The sequence below is a fragment of the Sorangiineae bacterium MSr11367 genome, assembly GCA_037157805.1.
Classification (GTDB): domain Bacteria; phylum Myxococcota_A; class Polyangia; order Polyangiales; family Polyangiaceae; genus Pendulispora; species Pendulispora rubella.
The window spans coordinates 12023974-12048066 of sequence record CP089983.1; the positions used below are offsets into that span (position 1 = coordinate 12023974).

A 24093-nucleotide genomic window follows, 5' to 3' on the forward strand; every position below is an offset into this window, starting at 1 on the left:
CCCTACCTGCAGATATTCCGCATTCGGCTGGTCACGAATGTAGGTGTACATCTCGATTGAATCGTCTGCTGCAGACACAATCCGACAGGCAGGGCATCTCAATTCCGCAACGAGGATTGAATCGCAGAGGCGGTGGGTGATTCGGTATTCAGTTGGGGCCTGCGCGGAACGAGCGGAGTGGAATAGCGCTGCAACGCCCGATGTTGCTCATGCAACGTCGCAGTATCCGTTCCTGCCCGAGGCATGCCGGGTTTACGCGACCAAAGGATCGGCGCGGCCGTCCACGCGAAGCGGTCGACCGTTACTGTACGAAGCGAGCCCCAGCGAGCGCAGTACAGTCACGGCGACGGTGGGCAAAGCAGTTGGGAACCGCCGTTACGGCGAGCCCTAACCACCGGGGTGCACGGGAGGGGAGTCGAACCCCTACGCCTTGCGGCGCCGGAACCTAAATCCGGTGCGTCTGCCAGTTTCGCCACCCGTGCTCGGTTGACGGCCTACTATAGCGGGCCTTCGTCGGCGAAACTAGAGCGCCCCATGTTCGACCCCATCACGCTCGACCAGCTCCGTGCGCTCGTGACCGTCGTGGAGGAAGGCAGCTTTTCCGCAGCTGCGCGCAAACTGCGGCGGGTGCAGTCGGCCGTGAGCACCGCCATGAGCAATCTGGAAAACCAGCTCGGCGTCCCCCTCTGGGATCGCTCCACGAAGGTGGCGCGGCTCACCGAGCAGGGGCACGCCGTGCTGGCCGCAGCCCGCAGGGTGCTGCTCGAGGTCGATTCGCTCAAACGGCTCACAAGCGACATGGTCATGGGCCTCGAAGCGCAGGTCTCGCTCTGCGTCGATGCCCTCTTTCCCCTGAGTGCCCTTGTCTCGCTTTGCGAGGGGTTCGCCAAGGAATTCCCCTCCGTCGACCTGCGGGTCGACATCCAGGTGCTCTCGGCCGTCACCGAGCGGGTCGTCTCCGGCGCCGCGACCATCGGCGTCGTCGCACCGCCCGCCGTCGCCGGCGATCTGGAACGCACCTTTCTCGGCCGCATCGAGATGATCCCGGTCACCGGACCGAAACATCCGCTTGCTTCCCTCCGCGGACCGATTCCCGCGGCGCGCTTGGCGGACGCCGTGCAAGTCGTCCTCTCCGAGCGACGCGACGCCGGCATCGCGGATCAGGCCGTCCTCTCGCCGCGCACCTGGCGCGTCGCCGATTTGCACACCAAGCACGCCCTTTTGCGCGCCAACTTGGGGTGGGGCAACATGCCCGAACATCTGGTGCGCAACGACCTTCGTTCCCGAAAGCTCGTGCGCATCCGCCCCCAGGCGTGGGTCGGCATCGATCTCCGCGTCACCTTTCATGCGGTGTATCGGCCGGGATCCATGTTCGGACCGGCACACCGCTGGGTCCTGGATCGGCTCGCAAGCCTGATCCAGGAGCATCGACGAAACAGATGATACGTATCGATTTTTCGTCGGTTACATCGATGGAAACCGGCCCCTAACCTCTGGCGCAGGAGGTCTCTTCCCATGGCCACGTACTCGATTGATACGACCCACTCGGAAATTGCATTCACCGTCCGTCACATGATGTTCGCCAAGGTGCGGGGCCAATTCAGAACCTGGAGTGCGACGCTCACGTACGATGCAGGGAGTCCGGCAGCCTCGAAGGTCCAGGTCGAGATCGACGCTGCCAGCATCGACACGCACGAAGCCCAGCGCGACGGTCACCTTCGCTCCGGCGACTTCCTCGATACCGAGAAGTTCGCCAAGATCACCTTTGCCAGCAAGCGCATCGAGTCGAGCGGCAAGGGCCGCTACAAGCTCGCCGGCGATCTCACCATCCACGGCGTGACCAACGAAGTGACCTTGGAGGTGGAGCAGACCGGCCAGGGCAAAGATCCGTGGGGCAACGACCGTCTCGGCTTCAACGCCAAGACGACCATTTTGCGCAGCGATTTTGGCTTGAAATGGAACCAGGCGCTCGAGGCCGGCGGCGTGTTGGTCAGCGACAAGGTCGAGATCGAGGCCGAGGTTCAAGTCGTGCAGGCAGCGGCAGCGGCCTGACGTTCCAACTGCAGCACCATCCGATCGGGATCGACGACGATCCGCTCCGGCGGGAAGTCCGTGTCGATCTCGAACTCGGCAGGTGCATCGGGGGTGGCATGCACCTGCACCCGTGCGCTTCCTTGGGCCGAGGTCACCGCCACGTCGACCAGCACCCGACCCGTACCCACATTTTCGAGGGTGCCATGCACGCGCCAGCGCGCCCCCGCACCCTTGCATTGCACCGAGGCCACGCGAAAGCGCGGTAGGGTGACCGCTTCGAACCACTCGGCCACGAAGGCGTCGAACGCGCCGGCGTCCTTGGCAAACGGGCGCATCGTCTCGAAAAGATCGTGAAGCGCCGGATGGTCGGCGTGGCCGCGGTACTTCGCCACGAAGGCATGCAGCCCGCGAAGGAACTCCTCGCGCCCCGTCGTGTTCATGAGCATCCAAAAGGCCCAACCGCCGCGCGCGTACCACACCGCCGCGAGTCCCTGCCGCCCCTCCACCGTGTCGGAGCGCACCAGCGGCTGCTCCGAATCGGCGCGGCGCGTGCGCGCGTAGTGGCGCTCGATGCGATCGGCGAAGGCGATGCGCGCCTCCTTGCCCTTGACCGCCTCGAGCAACAGCATCGCGCTGAAGTGCGAAAGGCCTTCGGCCAGCACATTGGCGCCCGGTCCATCGCCGAACATGACCAACCCCGGCCACCATTGGTGCGCTACCTCGTGCGCCGTGATCCAAAACGGCAAAGGATCGCGCCCGCCCGGCTCGGCGAGAAAACCGATGCTCTCCGAAAACGAGATGTTCGTGGAGAAGCCTTCCGCGTACCCATCGAGCCCGGCAAATTCGCTGAGCTTCAAGCTTTGCCACGGATACGGGTAAAACCACTCCGAGTAATATTTCTTCGCACTCTGCAGGGCCAGCGCCACCTCCGCGACGTTCGTGGCATGTTCGGGCGAATAATACACTTCGGTATCGCCCGCATGTTCCACCTTCCAGCGGCCCCCCACGATATTGAAGTAGTAAAGGGGTTCGTCGCTTTCCCAAATCGCCATTCGCTTTCCGCCCGCGGTCGATTCGGCCGTTTTCGTTCCCACCGAATTGGCCATGAAGTCCTCAGGCGTGGTCACGCGGATGCGCGTTCGAAAGGGTCGATTGGCTCCGGGCATGGCCGCTTTCGTCGTCCCCGCGTAGAAGTCCGGTTCGTAGACGCGCGCCTCGGCGCGGTTGTCGTCGGTGATGCCGATGTCATCGCGGAATCCGAGCGCCGGAACGAAGGTGGCGTCCAGGTTGGAGAGCACCACGCTCGAGGGCAAGATGAATTGGTGCACGCGCCCGCCGTTGGCACTCGCCCCATCGGGCACGCGCGCCGTGTACGAAAAGCCGATTTTCGCCGTTGCCTGCGGCATCAGCGGGGCATCCGGCGTAAAAATGCGCAGGTTCGAGCGATTCTCCGGCGCGTAGGGCGCCCCGTTCAAGGTGAACTCCAGATCGTGCATGTGCCACGCCGTGGTCAGCGGAATGCGCCGGATCGGCGCCTCCGTGTGATTCTCCAGCTCGTACGTTCCGCGCACGCGCATCGAGCTCGTGGCAGGCGTAAGCTCGATGTCGAGGTCCACGAAGGTCATATCGGGAAGCGGCACGTCGCGGTACGTGGCGACGTTTTGCTTCCAATAGTCCTTGTCGGCCCGCTTGGTGGCATCACCTTGGTAGCCCGACGCCACGCACGCCCACACGGCCAGGCCAAGCCCGAGCGCCGGCGCCCAATACGGTGCAAGGTAAAAGCGGCCACGCAACCCCACCGCCACGCGCAAGAACAGAAGGGTCAGAGACACGACGAAAAGCCGATTGAGAATCAGCACCGTGCGGTCCCATTCCAGAACGCTGATATCGCTCCAGGGAACGCTTTTCCAAAGTAGCCAATTCGTCGTCCAGGTCATGTAGCCTTTGACACCGAGCCACGCGGTGGCGGCGAGCAAGAGAACGCCCGCAACGTAGGTGATCGATCGGCTGCGCGTGCGGCCGTACACCATGGTGGCGAAAGCACAGAAGAAGGCGAGCGTGGGCATGCCCAAGACGAACCACGACAGCACGAACGGCCCCATCGCCAGCGAGGGTGCGCCGCGCACCACGAGCACCAACAGGCAGACCAGCCAGGCCACCGCCAGGATCAACGCCCCCAGCACGAGGTTGGCCAGCACCGCGCCCAGCATGCGCGTGCCCGCGGAGACCGGCGTGGTGCTCACGATGTCCGCGATGCGCGTGCGCGCGTCGCGGCCCATCGATTCCACCGTGTAGAAGAAGAGCATCGCCGCGGTGCCCAGGAGCAAACCCGGGCCGCATTTGCGTGCGAGCATCCCGGGCGTGGGCAGCAGGTTGCTCTCGAACGGCCCCGTGGCATCGAGCACGCCCGGCACGATGGCTATCAAGATGACCGGCACGAACAGGTAAAGCCCCGCCTGCCGAACCAGCGCAGAAAGCTCCGTCCGAACGAGACGCCCGAGCATCCAGGCCACGGGACGACGCACCTGCCGCATTTCCCGCAGCGCCATCTTGGACGGCGCCACGGCGGCCGTCTCCTCGGTGCGTGCTTTCTCGCGCCGCGGGGCGCGGGGCCGCCGTGCCACCCACGCCACCGCGGCGAGGCCCAGAGCGCTCCACGCCATGCGCGAGGCGAGAAAATCCGCGCCCCACACCACCCGCGCTCCATTGTAAAACGCCGCCCCGCGGTCCACGTCGAGGTACGTCTGCTCCAGCCAGCGAAACCCGGTGGGGTCGAGCACCATCAGCCACGCGCGCACGCCGGGGCCGAGATTCGACGGGTACCACTCCCAGAGCACGAAATTGCAAAGCAACAGCAGCGCCACCGGAAGCACGAACACGGCGAGGGCTCGCCCCGACCACGACCCCAGCGCGAAGGCCACACCAGAGAGGAACACGACGGTGGGCAGGGCCAATACCGAAATAGGAATGGCGTATTGGCTCACCGAAAAGGGACCGCGAATGCCCGAAGCCGGCGCGGGCCCAAGGTGATTGCAGGCCATCACGAGCACGGTGTGCAAGGCCAACAGGAGCAAACACGCGAGGACGGCCGCACCGTATTTGGCCCAGACGTGCTCGTGGCGGCGGAGCGGCGTCGTGGCCAGCATGTCCCCGATGCGCGCCCGTTCTTCGCGCACCAGCGGCATTCCGCAGGCAATCGCCACGAAAAACCCGTGGGCCAGCAAGGTGCCGATGCCGAAGAAGTGCGCGGTGGCGAACTCCGACGTCACCCAGGCTTTGGTCACCCCCGCAGAGCCATCACCCGCACTGATGGCCAGTGCCCCGCGCCCATAAAGCCAGGAGATGACCAGGAGCACCGCGCCCCAAATCCAAAACAGCGGGCGGCGCCGGTACTCGGCGAAGTCTGCGCGCATCAAGATACCCATCCGGCGGACGCTGGGGCTCACGCGGCCCTCGTGACGTCGGTCGTGTCGTTCATCATCAGCACGAAGGCATCCTCGAGGGTCGGCGGCACCGATTGAAAGCGCGGCTCCGGCGCCTCGCCGGCATGCGTGAACAAGCGCACGTGCATCGCACCCTCGACGAGGAACGCCTGCGTCACCGTGAAGCGATCCCCTGCGTTCTCCAGCTCCTCCTCGTGCATGCGCCCTTCGAAGATGCACCCCGCGAGCGCACGCCGTGCCTCGCCCGGGCTGGTGACACGCACCACGCGCCCTTGCCGCAGCACCGCAAAGCGCGGGCAGAGGACGGCCACGTCCTCCACGAGGTGCGTCGAGAGAAGGACGGTGCTCTTCTTTCCCAGCTCGGACAAAAGCCGATACACGCGCTGCCGCTCTTGCGGGTCGAGTCCGGCCGTCGGCTCGTCGACCACGACCAAACGAGGCTCGCCCGCCATGGCCTGCGCAAGCCCGAGGCGCTGCCGCATGCCCCCGGAGTACGTGCCCACCTTGCGATCGGCCACCGCCAACAAGTTCACCTCGGCGAGCAGCGCATCGGCGACGCCGGCGCCGGCAATGCCTTTCAGGTCGAGGAAGAATTGAAGCATCTGCCGCCCGGTGAGGTGCGGATAGAGCCCGAATTCCTGCGGTAGGTACCCGAGTTTCTCGCGCACGAACTCCGGCCGCGCCACGATGTCCACGTCGTCCAGGTGCACGGAGCCGGCGCTGGGCGCGAGCAAGCCGGTGAGGATCTTCATCAAGGTGGACTTGCCCGCGCCGTTGGGGCCGAGAAGACCGAACATGCCCCGCCCGATCTCGAGCGACACGTCGGTGAGCGCGGCCACGCCGCCGGGGTGAATCTTGGTCAGCGATTCGATGCGCAACATGTTCCGTTAGCCTCCCGAATCCAAGCCCGGACCCAAACGTTGACGGAGCGCGGCGTAGCCCGGTAGATCCGCCGCCCCCAAGAGTTGCTGCGTCCGCGTGAACGCTTCGGCGAACGCCGCCGCATCGGCCTTGGCCTCGATAAGGCGCTGAAAGGCCACCACGGTCATCTCGGCTTTGATGCCGCTATGGTGCACGACGGCGAGGCACGGGCTCTCGCTCCACACGGCTTGGTGCAGCCCATCGCCGCCCGTGCGGAGCAACGCGAACAGGTACTCGCGCGCATCGGCCACCACGTTGAGCCATTGTCCGCCCGGCCAGGCTTCGAGCTGGCGCACGCCCTCGGGGTTCTCGAAGACGTGAATGCCCGCGGGGAACGTTGCCGGCGCATAGGTCTGCACGCACACCGTGACCCCGCGCCGGGCGGCCCGCTCCAAATCGGGCCGCAGGGCCTCGACCGACTCGGGAAACAAGTCGCAGAGCAGCACCTTCTTCCCGCGCTCGAGCATCGCCCGTGCGCGCGCAAGCACCTGATCGCGCGCGGCGAGTTGGTACACGCGCTCGTCCGGCGCCGGGCCTCGAAGCTTGGCCAGCGCCTGCTCGGCCCGCGTGCGCGCCTGGGCGAACTGGTGCTGCAGTTGCCCGATCAACTCCGCCGGCGGCACCGCACGGCAAAGCCGCCCCGAGCTCTCCTCCACCAGGATGGCGCCTTTGCGTTGAAGCGACTCGACGGCCTTGTAGACGTTGGCTGCGGCCTTTCCGACCTCCTGGGCCACCTTGTAGGCCGTCGCCGGCGAGTGCTCCACCAAGGTGACGTACACCTCCGCCTCCAATGCAGTGAAACCCAAGTCGACCAGCGCCTCGATGCAGAGATCCCGCGTCATCGCATCGTGTTAGTAGCATGAGCTACTAATACGTCCACCTTTGGTGCATTTCGTGATCGGAACGGCCCGGTGCGAACACTTAAGGGCAGAGAGACATGGCGCCGGAGCGCACGACACGAAGGGAAGTGCCCATATTGCGCGAGGATGCCGTTCTCCGTTTGCGGGCGGCCGCACACGACGAATCGCTCGAGCCCGGTACGGTGTTCGCAGACCGCTACGTCATCCAGGGTTGCCTGGGCAAGGGCGGCATGGGGCTGTTGTTCCGCGCCTTCGACATGCACCTCGAACGGCAGATCGCGCTGAAGATTTTGCACACCGACACCGGGTGGAGCCTCGAGTCGAACCCGCGAACGCGCATCTTGCGCGAGGCCCGCGCGGCCGCCGCCCTCACGCACTGGAACGTGGTGACCATCCACGACGTGGGCGAACACGATGGGATCGCCTTCATGGCCATGGAGTACGTGCCCGGCGACTCGCTGGCGGCTTCCGTGCGCAAGAACCTGGCGCCCTTCGAGGTGCGTTTGCGCTGGATGAAGCACGTCGCCCAGGTGCTCGAGGCCGCTCATGCGCGCGGGTTGATCCACCGCGACATCAAGCCGGAAAACGTGATGATCACGCGCCAGGGCGAGGTCAAAGTGCTCGACTTCGGCATTGCGCGTTACGGCGAAGACGAGACGAGCACGTGGATCGTGGGCACGCCGGGCTACATGCCGCCGGAGCAGAATCGCGGCGAATGGATCGACGCGCGCGCCGATCAATTCGCTTGGGCGGTGACGGCCTACGAGGCCTTTTCCGGCGAGATGCCCTGGAAGAAGGTGCCGGGCGACCAAGACACCGATTACGGCGCACCGAAGCCCCTGGGTGACGCCGTGCCGCCGCACATCGCCGCCGTACTCGACCGCGCGCTGTCCATGCGCCCGGCGGAGCGATTCGCCTCGATGCGCGATCTCTTGGCCGCGTTGGAGGCGCCCGTGCCGGCGCCGCGCCCCCGCGCGCCCAAGCGCCGCGATCCAACGCGCTCGCTCATGGCGCTGCTGGTCGTCATGGTGCTCGTCCACGGCCTCGGCCTTCTGCGAAAACCGCCCGCCCCCACGGCGGCACGGCGCGTGGCCACGCCGTCGGCGTGCACGCGTGGCGCGCACGAGCTCGTCGCTGAAGGCCTCTCGTCCATGCGCGACGCCAATTGGGGTCCGGCGCACGACGCGTTCGAAAAGGCCGTGGCGGCCGATCCCTCGTGCGCCCCGGCGCGCCTTTACCTCGTGGTCACCGGCGAGGCGTATTACCCCATCGTCGAGGAACGTGAGCAAGTGCAGCGCGCGCAGCGCCTTCGCGAGGCCTTGAGCGAACGCGAAGCGCTCGTGCTCGATGCGTGGACATCCATCGTCGTGTCCGAGCCGCCGGATCGCGAGGCCGCCGTGCGCGCGCTGGACGAGGGTGTGCGCCAGTTTCCGCACGACGCCGAGCTTCTCGCCTTGGCGGCCGCGGTCCGCGTGCATTCCGGGAGCGATGCGATCTCCGTCGAGCGGGGGCTCGCGCTCGCGCGCCAGGCCAGTGCCATCGATCCGAAAAGCGCCAATGCCTGGCAGGTGCAAAGCGCGGCCGCGTGGCGGCTTCGCCGCGTCGACGAAGCGCGCGTGGCCTTGGACAAGTGCCTCGAGCTGTCGCCCGGCTCGGCCGATTGCATCGCCGATCGCAGCAGCCTGCTCTCCAGCGCCGGAGAATGCACCGAGGCCGCCGACGAAGCACGCCATGCGATTTCCAAGGTTCTCACCAGCCGCCGCGCGCACCGGCAGCTCGCCTATGCGCTCGCCGCAGCCGGCGCGCCCGAGGACGACGTGCACGCGGCGCTCCGCGATTACTGGATGCTCCTGCCCGAGGCCTCGCGCAAGGCCGCGCGCCTTCACGATCTCGCGCGCCTCTCCGTGTCGTACGGCCGCTTCGACGACGCGGAGAACTTCGCCACCGAGCTGGCCCGCGAGGTGGCCTCGGATCCGTCCCTGGCCCCGCACCAGCGCGCCGCCGAAACCTTGGTCGAGCTCTATGCGGAAACCGGGCGCCAAGCCCAGGCCGCAACCACGGCGCAAACGTTCCTCCATTTGAAAGATGCCTGGACCGGTGCCGATCTGGATACGCGGTCGGAAAATCAAGACATGGGCTTTGGCCACGAGCCCTCGATGCTCGCCGCGCTCTTCCGCGCCGGCGAGGCCGCCGATCCCTGGGAGCCCTCGACGGAGGCCTGGGACAAGCGCGCGCGGAAAATCATGGGCGCCCGCGATGCGTGGGCCTACCGCTTCGAACCGGTGGCCGATCGGCCCGGCATCGCGGAAGAAGCCTGGCGGAATCGCCCGCCGCCGAGCGACGCCGGCTTGCCCGGTGGATGGGGCATGGCCTCACCCGTGGGCCTGAGCGAGGGACATATCGCACTTCGCGCAGGCGAGGCCAACGAGGCCATGTCACTCTTGGAACCGGCAACGAGAACGTGTCGCATGCTCGAAGCTCCGTTTGCGCAAATCCGCGCACATCAATGGCTCGGTGAGGCCAAAGAGCGCACCGGCGACATCGCCGGTGCCTGCGATGCCTACAGCACCGTCCTCCGCCATTGGGGCGATTCCAAACCGGAATCCTCGACGGCCGCGGCCGCCCGCGCACGCAGCCGCGACCTCGGTTGTGCCATCGATCGCCGCGGCTGAAAACAAGCTGTAAACGATTCGTTTACGGCGACCGGGCGCACCGTGATCCAATGGTGCTCTCTCCGCAAAGGACTTATGGTCGATGCGGGTACGAATGCCGACCGATAATCAACTTGGACAGGGCGATCGATTCCCGACGACCTGCGCATCGATCGTTTTGGGCGTCCGCAGTCACGACGGCCAAAGACGCACACGAAGCAACGAGCAAATCTGCCTCGTGTATTGGAAGCCCGTATACAAATACTTGCGACTTCGCTGGCGATTCAGCCCGGAGGAGACGCAAGACATCACGCAAGATTTCTTTCTCAAGGTAGTTGAGCGAGATCTATTTGCGACGTACGACCCCAACAAGGGTCGCTTTCGCACGTTCGTGCGCGTGTGCCTCGATCGGTTCGTGGTGGACCGAGGGCGCATCGCCAATGCTTTGAAACGCGGAGGCAACACGCCGCCGCTATCCGTCGACTTCGCGCGCGCCGAGGAAGAATTGACCTTTGCCACCGAAGTGAACGATCCGTTCGACGTCTTCTTCGACGGCGAGTGGATGCGGCACCTGCTTGGCTTGGCCGTGGAGAAGCTGGAGACCGAATGTTCCAGCAAGGGCAAGAACCTTCATTATCGCATCTTCGAGCGCTTCTACCTGCACCCGGCAGGCGCGCCCTCATACGCCGAGCTGGCGACGGAATTTGCGGTATCCATCACCGAGATCACGAATCGCCTCGGCTTCGCGCGACGCGAGTTTCGGCGGGTCCTCCTCGATTCGCTGCGGGCCATCACCGCAACCGACGAGGAATTCCGCGCCGAAGCGCGCGCGCTTCTCGGCGACACGGCCTGAACGCAACCTGGCCGCGGGCTTGGCCGAACAGGGAGGAGAGGTCCCTACCATGTTCGCCCATCCGCTCGATGCCTCACGCACATCGTTCTTTGCCCTTTCCTTATTGGGCTTTGGCATCCTCACCGGCTGCCCGTCCAAATCGACCCCCGCGCCGGACACGCACGCCGCGTCGTCCAACACGGTGACGGCGGCCCCGGCGCCAGCCCCCGCGGTTTCCGCCGCGCCGGCGGCGCCGTCCGCCTCCCCGGCTGGTCCCGTTGGCTGCTCCGTCGTCGGGCCCAGCATTTCCATCGCCAAAGGCGCCCGCTCGGACACGGGCGCCACCCCCGCACGCCTGTCGGATGGGCGCATCGTGGTCGGCTATGCCGTGGGCTCCTCACCCCGCGCGTCGGTCGTCGATCTGGGCGCCCAAACCGCCACCGCCGTGGATGTCGACGCGAGCACCGTCACGAAAGATCTCGGTCCGATCGAAAAGGGGAGCACGTTATCCCTTCACCGGGTCACGCCCTTTGCCGCCACCGAATTGAAGATGCGCGTCTTGGTCGACGCCTCGGTCACCGCGCAGGACAAATCGAAACGTATCCGTTGCGGATTCGCCGATGCGGACCGGATCATCGGCTCGTCCACCGCCGATCCGGCGTTGGCGGGCGTCAGCTCGTCCCTCATTCGCAACTGCCGCAGCTTCACCGACGGGAAGAACGTGTGGGCCCTTTCGTCGTGGGGTTCGACCGGGGCCGACGGCAGCAAGCGCGCGAGCCGCTGGGCCTTTCACCTCGTGGGAAGCGACGGCACCGTCCACGAGACCACGTTGGGCTCACGCAACGTCCCCGATCCGACGCTCGAACGGTACAATTTCGACCTTCCGGCGAGCGTGCACGAAGGGGACGCGGGCTACGTGTTCGCGGGGCGCTTCAATGGCAACCTCGCCCTCACCCGCCGCGGCGAGGAGTCGGACGCGGCATCGGAGCTCTCGCTGTCCTGGTTCAACGCGGCCTCGGGCATGCCCGCGGTGGCCGCGGCGGATCGCTCGGTGACGGTCCTCGCTCCCATCGCGGGAAAGCCGGATCTCTACGGCGTGACCTTCCCCATCGAGGCCACGTCGCCCAAGCCGGCCGTCGTCAACGTCGAGACGGACAAAGCCGGCGCGGGGGAACGCAGTTCGCTGAGCCTCGTGCGGAGCGGCGCCGATTCGGTGCTCGCCTTCGTCGAAGCCAAGGGGGGCGGCGGAGATGCCAAGAGCGTCAAGCTCGTGGTCCTCGACGCGGCGTTGAAGCCGCGCACCCCCGTGCTCGATGTACCGGGCAGCGGAAAGGCGGCGGCGGTCAAGCTCCTCAACCTCGACCCGGCGGCGGGCCGTGTGCTCGCCATCACGTTGGATGGCGGCGAAATCACGGCACACGCCGTCGAGTGCCCGCACTAGCTCTTCGCGGCGCCGGCTTTCTTGAGCTCCGCCTCGAAGTCGAGCGTGGCGCGCACGGCCGGGCGCTCGGTGATGCGCGCGACGTACCCTTGCAGCACCGGCCATTTGGCCAAATCGAGATCGCCACCGAAATGCTTCGTCCAGAGAAGGATCGTGTACAGGTACGCATCGGCCACGGTGAACGTGGAGCCGAGGAGGAACGGCCCTTCGGCGAGCGAGGTGCTGAGGAAGTCGAACGCACGCGAGAGGTTCGCGATGGTCGTCTGCTTCGTTTGCTCGGGCGTCGTCGGATAGAAGAGCGGCGAAAAGCCTTTGTGGACCTCGGAGGCTACGTAATTGAGCCACTCCTGAACGCGCACGCGCTCGAACGTGCCCGCCTTGGGGGCGAGGTTCGAAGCCGGCGCGAGATCGGCGAGGTACTGAACGATGGCCGCGCCCTCGGTGAGGACTCTCCCGTCGTCGAGGCGAAGGGTCGGAACCTTGCCCTTCGGATTGATGGCTTTGAAATCGTCGCCCGACTTCGTCTTCTTGCTGGCGAGGCTCACGTCCTCAACCTCGACGTTCAGGCCGGCCTCACGAAACACGATGTGCGGAGAAAGCGAACAGGCACCCGGAGACACGTAGAGTTTCATGACCGCTAATTTGGGAGCGGCCTCTCTTTCGTCAAGCAGCTTCCTAAAAAGAAGCTACCCGACGGTCGCCATCGTGGCCGCGACCATGATGAGGATGAGGCCGATAGCGACCCAAATGGCCATCCCCACGTGGGCGCCGGCCGAAGCGAGCGACACCGCATGGAGCTCGTCTTCCGCGCCCTCGTCCTCGAAAACGCCGGGCAACGATGGCAGTTTTCGCGCGCCAGCCGACGGTGCGAACGGAACCGGCGCCGCCATGGGAGGCCGAGGCGGAACGACCGCGGGAACCACAACCGGCGCCGCCGCGCGCGCAGGCGGCAGCGGCGGCGCGACCGGACGCGCATGCGAAGGCGAGGGAGACGACCTCGGCCCATCGACCACGGGCACGTCCCAAACCGGACCCTCGACCGCGAACTTCACGGCGTGCGTCGTGACCGCGGGCACGGTTGGACGAGCGTGCTCTTGAACCGGTGGCGGCATCACGCGCGGGGTGGCGGGAGGCGGCGCCGTCTTGGCCGCGCTCGCCCTGGCCTTCTCGACCTGGTCGGCAAGGGCCATTACCTCGCGGACTTTCGACTCGGGAAAGACCGGGGTGATGGATTCCATGAATATGGGCGTGATGCGGTCGCCGTAATTCGGATCGTTCGGATCGTCGATCGACGCGGCATCTTCGATGGCGACGATCTGCGAGGTTTCGACCCAAGCCGGGGGCACGTCTGCGGAGCCGGCCTTGTTCAACGTCGAGTTCAGCGACGACTCGGCCCACCATTCGACGTCGCTCGCCGAAAGCTCCGGACGCTCCGGCGGCATGTTGCGCGAGGCTCGTTTGGCGGAACCACCCGACGACGGCGCTCCTGCAGCGGCCTCCTGTTTCGCCAATGTTTCCGCCCTCGTGATACCGGACTTGGACGACGCTTCGGATTCCGCAACGCCCGAACGCCGCGGCGCGGCCAATGGGCGTGCCGTCACGTTCGCCGCGACTCCCGCGGAGATCTGCACACCACTTGGCGTGGACTCACGGTACCGAGCCCCGTCGGGAAACGGAGGCGCGACCCCACGGCCGGAAGCATCCTTTGCCGAGGGAGGTCGAGGCGTGTCGAGTCCTTCTTCCTTCTTCTTCGCCATGCTCATTACTTCGCCCTCGAGCGGACTGCAGCACTTCGGCAACGAGAGGTCCTGCAAGCCCCGAACCCCCCATCAAGACACACGCGGCACCATGAACGTGCGATTCGTTGCACACGCACGTGCGACTGTGTGTCGGGACCTTCCTTGTGAATCACCCACCCCCCTTAGAATAGCGCGCGCGAACAAAAATCGCCCAGTCGATCCGACTTTTTTATCAAATCTTGCAAGTGATTTCATCATCGCTTTTTGGTTTCAGGTCAAAGAAGAGCAGAGAGTAGAGTTCACCACATGACGCTTGCTTCGTTCTTTTCAGACGACGCGAAGGCCCGAACGTCGGCCGCGGTCAAAGCCGTCGAGGCCTGGACGTCGGCGGAGATCGTCGTCGCAGCGCGGCGTGCCTCGGGGCATTACCGAGCGGCCGACTACCACGCGGGATTCGCCATCATGGGCGTTCTCGTGGCCTACATGCTCGTCTCTCCTACGGTTTTCACGTTTGGGACGATCGCGTTGGAAGGTGTCTGCGCCTTTGCCCTCGGTGCGCTTTTGTCCGCGAAGGTGAGCGCCGTTCGCCGTTGGCTGGTTCGAAAGAACACCCTGGCGGACAACGTCCTGCGCGCAGGCCGCGCAGCCTTTTACGAATTAGGCATTTCCAACACGAGCGGACGCAACGGAATACTCGTCTTCGTGTCCGCGTTCGAGCGCACCTGCGTCATCGTCCCCGACATTGGGATCCAGGCGGATCAACTGGGTGCAGAGTACAGGCTTGCGTGCGACCGCCTCCAACGGGCCACCTACCAAATGGATTTCAACGCGTTTCTCATAGCCCTCGAGCAATTGGGCCCGATCTTGGGCACGGCGATGCCGCGCCGCGAAGACGACGTCAACGAACTCCCCGACGAGGTCCAATGACGCCGCGCACGCGCCGCAGCATTCTATTAATGAGTGGATTCGCTCTGGCGGTCCTCTGCCTCGTCTGCGTCGTTGCCGTGGCGTTCGCTCGGCCCGGCGGGGGACAATCGTATTCCGGAGGAAGCCGCAGCCGGTCGTCGTCTGGTGGTGGGAGTGGCAGCGGCGGTGGCGATGGCGGGTTCCTCGTCGAACTGCTCGTATGGCTCGTATTTCGCCACCCCGGAATCGGTATTCCCGTGGTGCTCGTCGTGGTCGTCTTTTTCGTCGGCCGCGCGATGCTCGGCAACAAAGTCCAGGAATGGTCAACTGCGGCCACCCCGCAGAGCGTCCAACGCGTCCAACGCGTCGAGGCACCCTCTCCTCCTCCCCAGGTAATGTCCACGATCCCGCGTTCCGCCTTGGATGCGCTTCGTGCCGTCGATCCCGAGTTCTCCGTCGTCCTGTTCGAGGACTTCGTCTACCTGCTCTATGCCGAAATCCAACGCGCGCGCTCGGGCGCGGGCCGATTGGCCAGCATCGCCGCATTCCTCTCTCCGCAACTCGCGCAGAACATTCAAGCCGAGGCGGCAGGCGCCGCGGCCCTCGCCGACGTGCGCGGCATCGTCATCGGGGCCATGCGACTTACCGGCTTTTCAGGAAGCCATAGCGCCACCGTCTCCGTGGAAATCGAGTTCGAGGTGAACTACGTCGAGGTCAACCGGCAAGGCGGCGAGCAACGCTTCTACGTGACGGATCGCATGGGGCTCTCTCGCGCGCAGGGCGCGAAATCGCGCCCGCCGGCCCGGGCCCGCACCCTCGATTGCCCCAACTGCGGCGCTCCGCTCGAAAACCTGCGCGGCACCCAATGTGCTTATTGCCAACAAGACGTGGGCGGCGGCCGCTTCGATTGGAACGTCGGCTACCTCTCCACCATGACCAAGGAGCGCCGCGGCCCCTTGCTCACCGGCGATGTGCAGGAAACCGGCACCAACGACCCCACCCTGGTGGATCCGCAAGCCGTACCGCGCATCCACGCCATCGAGCAGCGCGATCCCGCCTTCAACTGGGACGCCTTCACCGGCCGCGCCGCCCACATTTTCGGTGCGCTGCAGGGCGCATGGTCCGGGCGCGAAGCCGCGCGCATTCGCCCGTACGTCTCGGACAATCTGTTCCAGTCCATGGTCTATTGGATCGATTTGTACCTGCAGGCCAAGTGCCGCAACATGAACGACAACGCGCGCATCCTGCGCATCGACCTGGCCAACGTCCTCTCGGACACGGTGTACGACGCCATCACGGTACGCATCTTCGCCGCAGGCGCGGACTACACGATTTCCGACGACGGCAAGGTCCTCTCGGGAAGCCGAACCCGCGAACGAACCTATAGCGAATATTGGACGTTCATCCGCGGAAGCCAGCGCCAGGGTCCCGCACGCACCGACGCGGCATGTCCGAATTGTGGCGCGCCACTCGACATCAGCATGGTCGGAAATTGCCAGTTCTGCCGCGCCAAAGTGACAGCCGGTGAATTCGATTGGGTCCTTTCCCGCATCGAGCAGGACGAATCGTATTCCGGGTAAGACGATATCGGCGTAAGACGGAGTCCGCCTGGTCAAGGTTGGCCGATGGAGGATTTGCCCGCATGCCGCATGCCACCCGAATTCGCATTTCGCTCGGACTCGTCACCCTCGCCTTTTTGGGCTGTAGCAGCGCCGCACACGATTCGGGGGGCGACGAAGGGCAGGCGCTGCGCGCGGATGCGGCCGCGCCGGGTGCGCCGGGCATCGCGTCCGCCTGGACCACCGGCGCCAAACAGGGACTGGGCACGTCGACTACGGCCGCATCGAAGATTTGGTACACGATTGGACAAGGCATTACCCACGAGATCTATTACCCGCAGGTCGACACCGCGAACGTGCAAGACCTGCAATACGTGGTGACCGATGGCTCGTCGTTCATGGAGCTGGAGCGCGACGCCACCACGCACGATGTGCAATTGGTCGATCCCAAGGCTCTAGAGTATCGGCAAATCAATACCGCCAAGAGCGGCCGATACCGCATTACGAAAACGTACGTGACCGACCCTGAACGGGCCACGATGTTGATTCGTACACGCTTTCAAGTGCTCTCGGGTGGGGCGCTCCAGCTCTACGTACTTTTCAATCCATCGCTCAACAACAGCGGCATGGGCGACACCGGCGCGACCGTGAACGGAAAGCTCGTGGCGAGCGACGGGCCGGTGGCGAGCGCGCTCGCCGCCTCCACGGGATTCTCCAGCGCCACCAATGGATACAGCGGCACCTCGAGCGACGGGTACAACCAACTCCACGACGACCATCGCTTGTCCGGTATTTACGATGCCGCCTCGAGCCCGGGAAACCTCGTCCAAACGGCCCAGATCCCCGTGGGTACCGACACGAGCTTCACCTTGGCGCTGGCATTCGGCGCCGACCGCACGCAGGCCGCGCAGGCCGCACAAGCTTCCCTCGACCGCGGGTTTTCCGCCGTCGAATCGTCCTACAAGACGGGATGGCGCAATTACCTGGCCTCCCTTTCGGCCCCGCCGGCCAGCGTCTCCGGCATGACCACGCAGTTCCACGTGGCGGCTATGACCTTGAAGGCCCACGAGGACAAAACGTACACCGGTGCATTCGTCGCCTCCCTCACCGTGCCGTGGGGACAGGCCATCAACGCCGACAACAGCAACACCGCCGGTTACCACGCGGTGTGGGCGCGCGACCTTTACGAAATGGGCACGGCGGAAATCGCCATTGGCGATCGGGCCGCGGCGAATCGTGCGCTCGATTACCTCTTCAACGTGCAACAGCGCCCCGATGGGTCGTATCCCCAGAACACGCGGCTCGATGGAACGCCGGTGTGGGGAAGCCTACAGCTCGACGAGGTGGCGTTTCCGAGCATCCTCGCATGGCAGCTCGGACGGACGGACGCGGCGGCGTACGCGAAGATCAAGGCCTCGGCGAATTTCCTGGTGGCCCACGGGCCGTCGACGCCGCAGGAGCGGTGGGAGGAAGCCGGAGGCTACTCGCCGTCGACGCTCGCCGCCGAAATCGCAGGCCTGGTCTGCGCGTCCGACATCGCGCAGAAAAACGGTGACACGGCGGCGGCAAACACGTTCCTCGCCACGGCCGATGCCTGGCAGCAAAACGTGGAAGCGTGGACCCTCACCCGAAGCGGGCACCTCGATGGCAATCCGTATTACGTGCGCATCGACGACAACGGGAATCCCAACGATGGTCACAATCTGTGCATCGCCAACGGCGGCGGATGCCACGACGAGCGCGACGTCGTCGATGCGGGCTTTCTCGAGTTGATTCGCCTCGGGGTCAAGCGCCCGAGCGATGCGAACATCGCCGCGTCCCTCGCGGTGGTCGACCGCTCCATCCGAGTGAACACCCCCGTGGGCGCCATGTGGTACCGCTACAACCACGACGGCTACGGCGAGGCCGACGACGGCGGCCCGTACACCGGCACGGGACGAGGCCGACTCTGGCCCATCTTCTCCGGGGAGCGCGGCGAATACGAAATCGCCAACGGCCGCAGCGCCACGTCGTACTTGGCCACGATGGCCGGCAGCGCGAACCAGGGCTACCTCATTCCGGAGCAAGCCTGGGATCGCCCCGATGCCAACGGCTTCGTCTTTGGCAAAGGCACCGATTCGGCGACCCCGCTGGCCTGGTCGATGGCGCAGTTCGTCCGCCTCGCGGTATCGATCAGCGCGGGGAAAAACGTGGAGACACCCTCGGTGGTGGCGGCACGGTACGCGCGGTAACGGCTAGAGGATCGAGCACGAGCGCGTGCGCGTGCACGATCACGTGCACGACTGACGCTCACGATCACGTGCACGTTAATCGTGATCGTGATCGTGATCGTGATCGTGATCGTGATCGTGATCGTGATCGTGGTCGTGAGTCGTGCACGCGCTCGTGCTCGAAGAGTCGACCAGCTGTCTCAATCGATGGTCACATTGTCAAACGCCACCTGCCACCTGCCACCCCCCACATAGGTGCGCACGCCCAGCGCGACGCCAAACGTCGTCCCGAGCGAGGCATGCAGTGGAAGCTCCACCAGTGCCTCGCTTCGCCCTCCCACGCGAATCACCACGTAGCCGCTCCCCTCGGCGTAGTTGGCCTCGATATCGACGCGCGTCCATGTCGCCATCGAAAGCGGCGTCGCGCACACCACGGAGCTGGGCTCGGCGCCCGCCACGAACTCCGCCCCACTGCAGCCCAGGGCATCACCCGCGTTGTTCACGTTGAAGGTCACCTGGTGACCAGCCGACGTTTCCAACTTGAGAATCGTCGCCCCCGAATCGCCATTTCCCGCCGACTCGACCCGCAGATCGAAGGCCACGTGCACTTGCGTCACCGGTCCTTGCAACGTCTTCACCAGGTAGGCCACCGCCCGGGCATCCGCCGACGCCCGCACCAGTGCCGCGTTGGGCGAGGAACGCACCGGCTCCGTCACCGTGTCGATCGTCCCACCACTGCGCAAATCCAGTGAATCCCAGCCGCTTTCCACCGGCCCTTCGTCGAAGTCCGCACACAGCAGATGCCCCGCCGTTCGGCCTTTGCAAAACGGGCCATCGCTCGCGCCCTCGCCATCACTTCCACAGCCGGCCGCCGCCAACGACAACGCAACCAACACGCCATACGGCCGTCTACCCATCGGCCGCACTATACTTACGTATTCGACGTTTTTCGGATCTTCACCACGCGATTCATCATTTCGCCCGTATCGTTTTCCGCAGGGCGCGGGCCACTCTCGGTTTCGAACTTCACGGGGAACCGCACCCAGAACGTGGTGCCCTTCCCCGGCTTCGACATCACCTCCAAGGTGCCGCCGATGCGCCCCAGAAGCTGCACCACCACCGACAACCCCACGCCATAGCTGTTTTTCGCGCGCGTGTGCGGATCCGAGCCACCGGCGCGGAACGTCCGCTCGAGATCGTCCGACTTGATGCCGCGCCCCGTGTCGCTCACGCGAATCACGAGAAAACCGCGCACGCCGTCGACTTCGACGGTGATGGCCCCACGGTCCGTGTACTTTGCAGCATTCGTCAGAAGGTTGTCCAGCACCCGGTCGAGCAGCAGCGGGTCCATCTCGATCGAGCCCGGGGCCTCCCGCGTGGCCACGACGGTGGCGCGCACATCGTCGCGACCGTGCACCAAGGCGCGCACGCGGCGGCGGAGGCGCTCCACCAGGCCGGCAACGTCGATGGTCGTCGGGGCCAGGGTCATCATGTTGCGCTGGGCGGTGGCCACCACCATGAGCTCCGCGAGCATGCTCCGCATGTGCGCGATCGCGCTCTCCAAATCTTGAACCACCAGCTGGCCCTCGGCGTCGAGAAAGTCGGTATTTTCGCGCAGGAAGTCCGCGGAGAATTGAATCGCCGTCAGCGGATTGCGCAAATCATGAGAAAATCCGAGCAGCGTCTTTTCACGTGCATCTTGCAAGTGTTCCACGCGCTCGGCAATTTGCGCCAAGGTGGCGGAGCGTTCCACGTTCTCTTCCTCGAGCATCCGCGTCCACTCGCGCTGCCGCTGGTGCAAAAGGACAATCTCGCGCCTCGCCTCGGCTTCTTCGTTGGCCACGCGGCGCAGGGCGTCCGTCACCTCTTCGCGCGTGGTGCGATCGGCACGATCGCCGCGAAACATGTCGTACATATGAGCCAGCGCGCCCGACAGGACGGGCAACGTCCACCCGATGGGGGTGCCGAGCAGCCCGGGCGATGCGAGCCAGGTGACGAAAGCCACCAATGCGAACGTTGTCACGGCGAAAAGACCCGTCCGGCCGCTGTACCAATAGAAGTGGTACTCGCAGCATTTGTCGCCACGCGCGACGCACGAGTACTCGCGCACCATCGCCTCGGGCATGCCCCAGAGCGTGGGCAACTTGCAGGTTTGCGCCTGACGCGAGATGCACACCAGCCGGCTCTCGGGCCGTGACGACGTCCAACGCACACGCGCGTGGTTGCGTCCCCGGGAGATCAACTTGAACTCGCCCACCCGGGTGTAGAGGCGATTCGACATCTCCAGGGTGCGAAAGACCAGGCTGGGCGCCGGCGCCCAGAGAAACAGGCGCGCCGGTCCGTACACCTCGGCCATGCGATGGGTGCACGCCACCTTCAACGTCTCGTCGTCGCCCAAAACCGCCCGGGCATTGGCGAGCAAAAGCTCCAGCCGCTCCCACGAGATCCACTTATTTTTCCCTTCGAAATCGGCCGCATCGAGCCCGCACGATTGCGCGAACGTCTCCAGCTCCTCCCGCCCGCCGCGGTCCTCGAGGTAGCGTGCGAGGGGCCACATCAGGCGCAGGTTGAACTCGGGATCCTCGGTGCGGTTTGGCTGGCGCCGGGAAATGGGCGCAACCGAGATCCGCTCGGGGCCACGTCGTTGAATCTCCCCCAAGGAGCGCGCCCTATTCGGTGTGGGGACGGTCTCCGCCATTGGCCTATGCCCTCTGTGCCAGATCGAAGCGTACCACTGCGGCGACCGTCTCGGATCGACGCGTGGGGATCGGACATCCTTCCCGAAAGATGTATCCCACGTTGGCGTATGGGTCGCGCCATTCGGCGCAGACCAAACGGACTCAGCGCTTCACGGGTCCGACGTCCACCCGACCGTACGCATAGAGGATCTCCCGCAGGAAACTCCCCTTGAGATCGAGCCCTCGCATGCGCAGGTGGCGCGCATCGCCGAACAGCACGACCTCCGCCGCATCGCGACCGGAGTCGATGCTCGTGAGCACGACCGGTTCGGCGCCGGGGCTTGGCGGCACGCGACCAATCATGACGCCGCACCCCGAGGGGGGCCGCTTCTCATCGGCTTCCTTGCTGCGCGCGCAGCCGGTCACGATGAACAATTCCTCGTTGGCCGTCGGATGCCACGCCCATGCTTGGCGAGCGACGAACGGCGAGGACTCGGCCGGGGCCCCCCCGCCCCACTTCTTGCTCCCCGCCCCGGCGAACGGCGCCCCGAGATCGGCCGGCTTCATGCTTCGCTCGAGCGGCACGCCGGGCTTCACCACCAGATCGTTCGTCTGCGCATTGCGCGGGCCGGCGCAGCAGCGAAAGCCCATGGTGGGTCCCTTCGACGACGACGGACGCCCGATGGCGTTGGCACAACGCCCGGCGAGCTCGCCGGCGAGCGCGTTGCCTCCGCGCAGCACGCCCAAGTTCGACTGCGACGAGCCTCGGGCCCATGGGCTTTCGGTCCACTCCCAGACGCCGCCGTGCATGTCCATCACACCGAAGTCGCTCTTGCATTGCACGCGCTCGCCGGTGGGGCGCTTGGCGGCGTGTTCGACCGCCACGCCCATGCCACAGGCCGAGGCGCGGTAGGCGTCGCCGTACTCGTAGGTGGAATTGTCCGCCCCCTTGCACGCGCGTTCCCATTCGAACTCGGTGCAGAGGCGCTTGCCCTTGGCCTCGCACAGGTGAGCGGCGTCGTCGCGGGTCACGTTGGATGTGGGGATGGCGCCCGCTTCGTTCGGGTACGGGAGCGCGTCGATGTAGTAGCCACCCAGCACCATCTCGGCGCCGGGCAACTCTTCGTCCGGCACCCGGGGCACGCGATCGGGCGGTGTGCCGGCGCGCAGCACGCCGGGCGGGATCCAGGTCATGCCCGGACGCGGCGCGCCCACCGGCGCCGAGGGAGCGGACGACGGCGCGAGGGTCGCCGAACCCGTGGACGTCGGTGGCCCGGTGTCCGCGGTCAGTTGCGGATCACGTTTGCGGCAGGCGACCCCCGTCGCCACGGCCAGAACGAGAGTGGCGGTGGCTGTGACCCACGCGGGGGGAGTCACTCGCCTTTCTCGCCGGCCCCGCCCGCCCCCTCGCGCAGCCCGAGCTCCTTCATCTTGAGCTGGAGCCCCTTGCGCGAGATCTTGAGCAGGCGCGCGGCATGCGTGACGTTGCCGCCCGTTTGCAGCAAGGCGCGGCTCACCAGCTCGCGCTCGAGCCGGCTCATCGCCACCTTGACGTGCTCCTTCATGCCGCCCTCGCTCGAGAGCGCGGCCTGCAGGTCGGCCTCGGCCATGGGCACGGTCGACACCGAGGGCGATCCCGAACGAAGCTCGGGCGGGAGATCCTGCACGCGCAGGCGCGGCACATCCGAGAAGAGCACCGCGCGCTCGACCACGTTCTCGAGCTCGCGGATGTTGCCCGGCCACGAGTACGCGGTGAGCAGGTCCATCGCCTCCGGCTCGACCCCGACGACGGCCTTCTTGAGCCGCTCGTTGAACTTCGCCAGGAAGTGCTCGATGAGCAGCGGGATGTCCGTCGCCCGCTCGCGAAGCGCCGGCAGGCGGATGCCCACCACGTTCAGGCGGTAGAACAAGTCCTTGCGGAACGAGCCATGCGCGATGAGCTTCTCGAGATCGCGGTTCGTGGCCGCGACCAGGCGCACATCGACCCGAATCGTCTTGATGCCGCCGACCCGCTCGAACTCGCTCTCCTGCAGGGCGCGCAGCAGCTTGACCTGCATCTCCACCGGGATCTCCCCGATTTCGTCCAGGAAGAGGGTCCCGCCGCCGGCCAGCTCGAAGCGGCCGGGCTTGGAGGTCACCGCCCCGGTGAACGCACCGCGCTCGTAGCCAAAGAGCTCACTTTCGATGAGCTCCTTGGGAATGGCCGCGCAATTCACCTTGATGAACGGCTTGTCCTTGCGCGACGAATGGTCGTGCAGGGCGCGGGCGACCAGCTCTTTGCCCGTACCGCTCTCGCCGGTGATGAGCACCGTGGTGGGCGTGTCGGCGACGCGCTCGAGCACCTGGTAAAGCTCGGTGAGCCCGGGCGAGCTGCCGATGATGCCAAAGCGCGCGCCCTCCCCCGACTGCGTGGGGGAGGCTTCTTCCCCGGCGAGCTGGCGCGTCTTCAGGGCCTTGGCCACGATTTGACGCACTTCGTCTTTGTCGAAGGGCTTGGTCAGGTAGTCGAACGCACCCAACTTGAGCGCCTCCACCGCCGTGTCGACCGTACCGTGGGCGGTGATCATGACGATGGGCAGGTCGGGATCTTCGCGAATGGCTTCGCGCAGCAGCGTCATTCCATCGACCTTGGGCATCTTCAGATCGGTGACGACCAGATCGATATGGTGCTCGCGCAAGAGCTGGAGTCCCTCCTCCCCGTCCTCGGCTGTGAGGACGTCGTACCCGTCGCGCGAGAGTTGGGCCGACAGGATTTTGCGCAGATTCGGCTCATCGTCGACGATGAGCACCTGCTTTCGTTCGGGGAGCATGGGAAGTAG

The 24093-nt window shown here is 65.7% G+C and carries 17 protein-coding genes and 1 tRNA gene; 8 read left to right on the forward strand and 10 right to left on the reverse strand.

What is annotated here, in order from left to right:
- Nucleotides 1–400: 400 nt before the first annotated feature.
- Nucleotides 401–482, reverse strand: a tRNA-Leu gene (locus tag LVJ94_46610).
- Nucleotides 483–534: 52 nt separating this feature from the next.
- Between LVJ94_46610 and LVJ94_46615 the strand changes: the two genes are divergently transcribed.
- Nucleotides 535–1443 carry a LysR family transcriptional regulator gene (locus tag LVJ94_46615; protein WXB04364.1) on the forward strand — a complete coding sequence of 303 codons (909 nt, stop codon included), beginning with the start codon at nucleotides 535–537 and terminating at the stop codon, nucleotides 1441–1443.
- A 72-nt stretch (nucleotides 1444–1515) separates the two neighbouring features.
- A complete protein-coding gene (locus LVJ94_46620; GenBank protein ID WXB04365.1) occupies nucleotides 1516–2052 on the forward strand; it encodes a YceI family protein in 537 nt (178 codons plus the stop codon).
- Here LVJ94_46620 and LVJ94_46625 read toward each other — a convergent pair.
- From LVJ94_46625 to LVJ94_46635, 3 genes are read right to left on the reverse strand one after another with little or no spacing between them, the layout of a single operon-like run.
- Nucleotides 2022–5480, reverse strand: a complete 3459-nt coding sequence (locus LVJ94_46625) for a hypothetical protein (protein ID WXB04366.1) — start codon at nucleotides 5478–5480, stop codon at nucleotides 2022–2024. The genes LVJ94_46620 and LVJ94_46625 overlap by 31 nt on opposite strands.
- The gene (locus tag LVJ94_46630) at nucleotides 5477–6358 is read right to left on the reverse strand and encodes an ATP-binding cassette domain-containing protein (GenBank protein WXB04367.1); all 882 of its coding nucleotides are present in this window, start codon (nucleotides 6356–6358) and stop codon (nucleotides 5477–5479) included. Before LVJ94_46630 ends, LVJ94_46625 begins: the two co-directional genes overlap by 4 nt.
- Nucleotides 6359–6364: 6 nt before the next feature.
- Entirely contained in the window at nucleotides 6365–7240 is an 876-nt protein-coding gene (locus LVJ94_46635; GenBank protein ID WXB04368.1) for a TrmB family transcriptional regulator, read from the reverse strand.
- A gap of 95 nt (nucleotides 7241–7335) precedes the next feature.
- Here LVJ94_46635 and LVJ94_46640 point away from each other — a divergent pair, with 95 nt between their 5' ends.
- The 3 genes from LVJ94_46640 (at nucleotide 7336) to LVJ94_46650 (ending at nucleotide 12182) form a co-directional block, all read left to right on the forward strand.
- Nucleotides 7336–9930 carry a protein kinase gene (locus LVJ94_46640; protein WXB04369.1) on the forward strand — a complete coding sequence of 865 codons (2595 nt, stop codon included), beginning with the start codon at nucleotides 7336–7338 and terminating at the stop codon, nucleotides 9928–9930.
- 217 nt (nucleotides 9931–10147) lie between these two features.
- On the forward strand, nucleotides 10148–10762 hold the full coding sequence (locus LVJ94_46645; protein WXB04370.1) for a hypothetical protein: 615 nt from the start codon (nucleotides 10148–10150) through the stop codon (nucleotides 10760–10762).
- Nucleotides 10763–10811: 49 nt separating this feature from the next.
- A complete protein-coding gene (locus tag LVJ94_46650) occupies nucleotides 10812–12182 on the forward strand; it encodes a hypothetical protein (GenBank protein ID WXB04371.1) in 1371 nt (456 codons plus the stop codon).
- Here the strand turns inward: LVJ94_46650 and gstA are convergent.
- Both gstA and LVJ94_46660 read right to left on the reverse strand, forming a co-directional pair.
- A complete protein-coding gene (gene gstA / locus LVJ94_46655; protein ID WXB04372.1) occupies nucleotides 12179–12814 on the reverse strand; it encodes a glutathione transferase GstA in 636 nt (211 codons plus the stop codon). The genes LVJ94_46650 and gstA overlap by 4 nt on opposite strands.
- 54 nt (nucleotides 12815–12868) lie before the next feature.
- The gene (locus LVJ94_46660; GenBank protein ID WXB04373.1) at nucleotides 12869–13939 is read right to left on the reverse strand and encodes a hypothetical protein; all 1071 of its coding nucleotides are present in this window, start codon (nucleotides 13937–13939) and stop codon (nucleotides 12869–12871) included.
- A gap of 288 nt (nucleotides 13940–14227) precedes the next feature.
- Between LVJ94_46660 and LVJ94_46665 the strand changes: the two genes are divergently transcribed.
- The 3 genes from LVJ94_46665 to LVJ94_46675 all read left to right on the forward strand — a co-directional run bounded on the left by LVJ94_46665 (nucleotide 14228) and on the right by LVJ94_46675 (nucleotide 18617).
- Entirely contained in the window at nucleotides 14228–14848 is a 621-nt protein-coding gene (locus LVJ94_46665) for a hypothetical protein (GenBank protein ID WXB04374.1), read from the forward strand.
- 29 nt (nucleotides 14849–14877) lie between these two features.
- A complete protein-coding gene (locus LVJ94_46670) occupies nucleotides 14878–16407 on the forward strand; it encodes a Tim44-like domain-containing protein (GenBank protein ID WXB04375.1) in 1530 nt (509 codons plus the stop codon).
- Between the two features lie 62 nt (nucleotides 16408–16469).
- Nucleotides 16470–18617, forward strand: coding sequence for a glucan 1,4-alpha-glucosidase (locus tag LVJ94_46675; GenBank protein ID WXB04376.1), 2148 nt, complete (start codon nucleotides 16470–16472; stop codon nucleotides 18615–18617).
- Nucleotides 18618–18796: 179 nt separating this feature from the next.
- Here the strand turns inward: LVJ94_46675 and LVJ94_46680 are convergent, their stop codons facing one another.
- The 4 genes from LVJ94_46680 to LVJ94_46695 all read right to left on the reverse strand — a co-directional run bounded on the left by LVJ94_46680 (nucleotide 18797) and on the right by LVJ94_46695 (nucleotide 24084).
- Nucleotides 18797–19513, reverse strand: coding sequence for a hypothetical protein (locus LVJ94_46680; protein WXB04377.1), 717 nt, complete (start codon nucleotides 19511–19513; stop codon nucleotides 18797–18799).
- A 14-nt stretch (nucleotides 19514–19527) separates the two neighbouring features.
- On the reverse strand, nucleotides 19528–21294 hold the full coding sequence (locus LVJ94_46685) for a HAMP domain-containing histidine kinase (GenBank protein ID WXB04378.1): 1767 nt from the start codon (nucleotides 21292–21294) through the stop codon (nucleotides 19528–19530).
- Nucleotides 21295–21436: 142 nt separating this feature from the next.
- On the reverse strand, nucleotides 21437–22651 hold the full coding sequence (locus tag LVJ94_46690) for an SUMF1/EgtB/PvdO family nonheme iron enzyme (GenBank protein WXB04379.1): 1215 nt from the start codon (nucleotides 22649–22651) through the stop codon (nucleotides 21437–21439).
- Nucleotides 22648–24084 (reverse strand): sigma-54 dependent transcriptional regulator, encoded by a 1437-nt coding sequence (locus tag LVJ94_46695; protein WXB04380.1) that lies wholly within the window; start codon nucleotides 24082–24084, stop codon nucleotides 22648–22650. The genes LVJ94_46690 and LVJ94_46695 overlap by 4 nt, the downstream gene beginning before the upstream one ends.
- Between the last annotated feature and the right edge of the window lie 9 nt (nucleotides 24085–24093).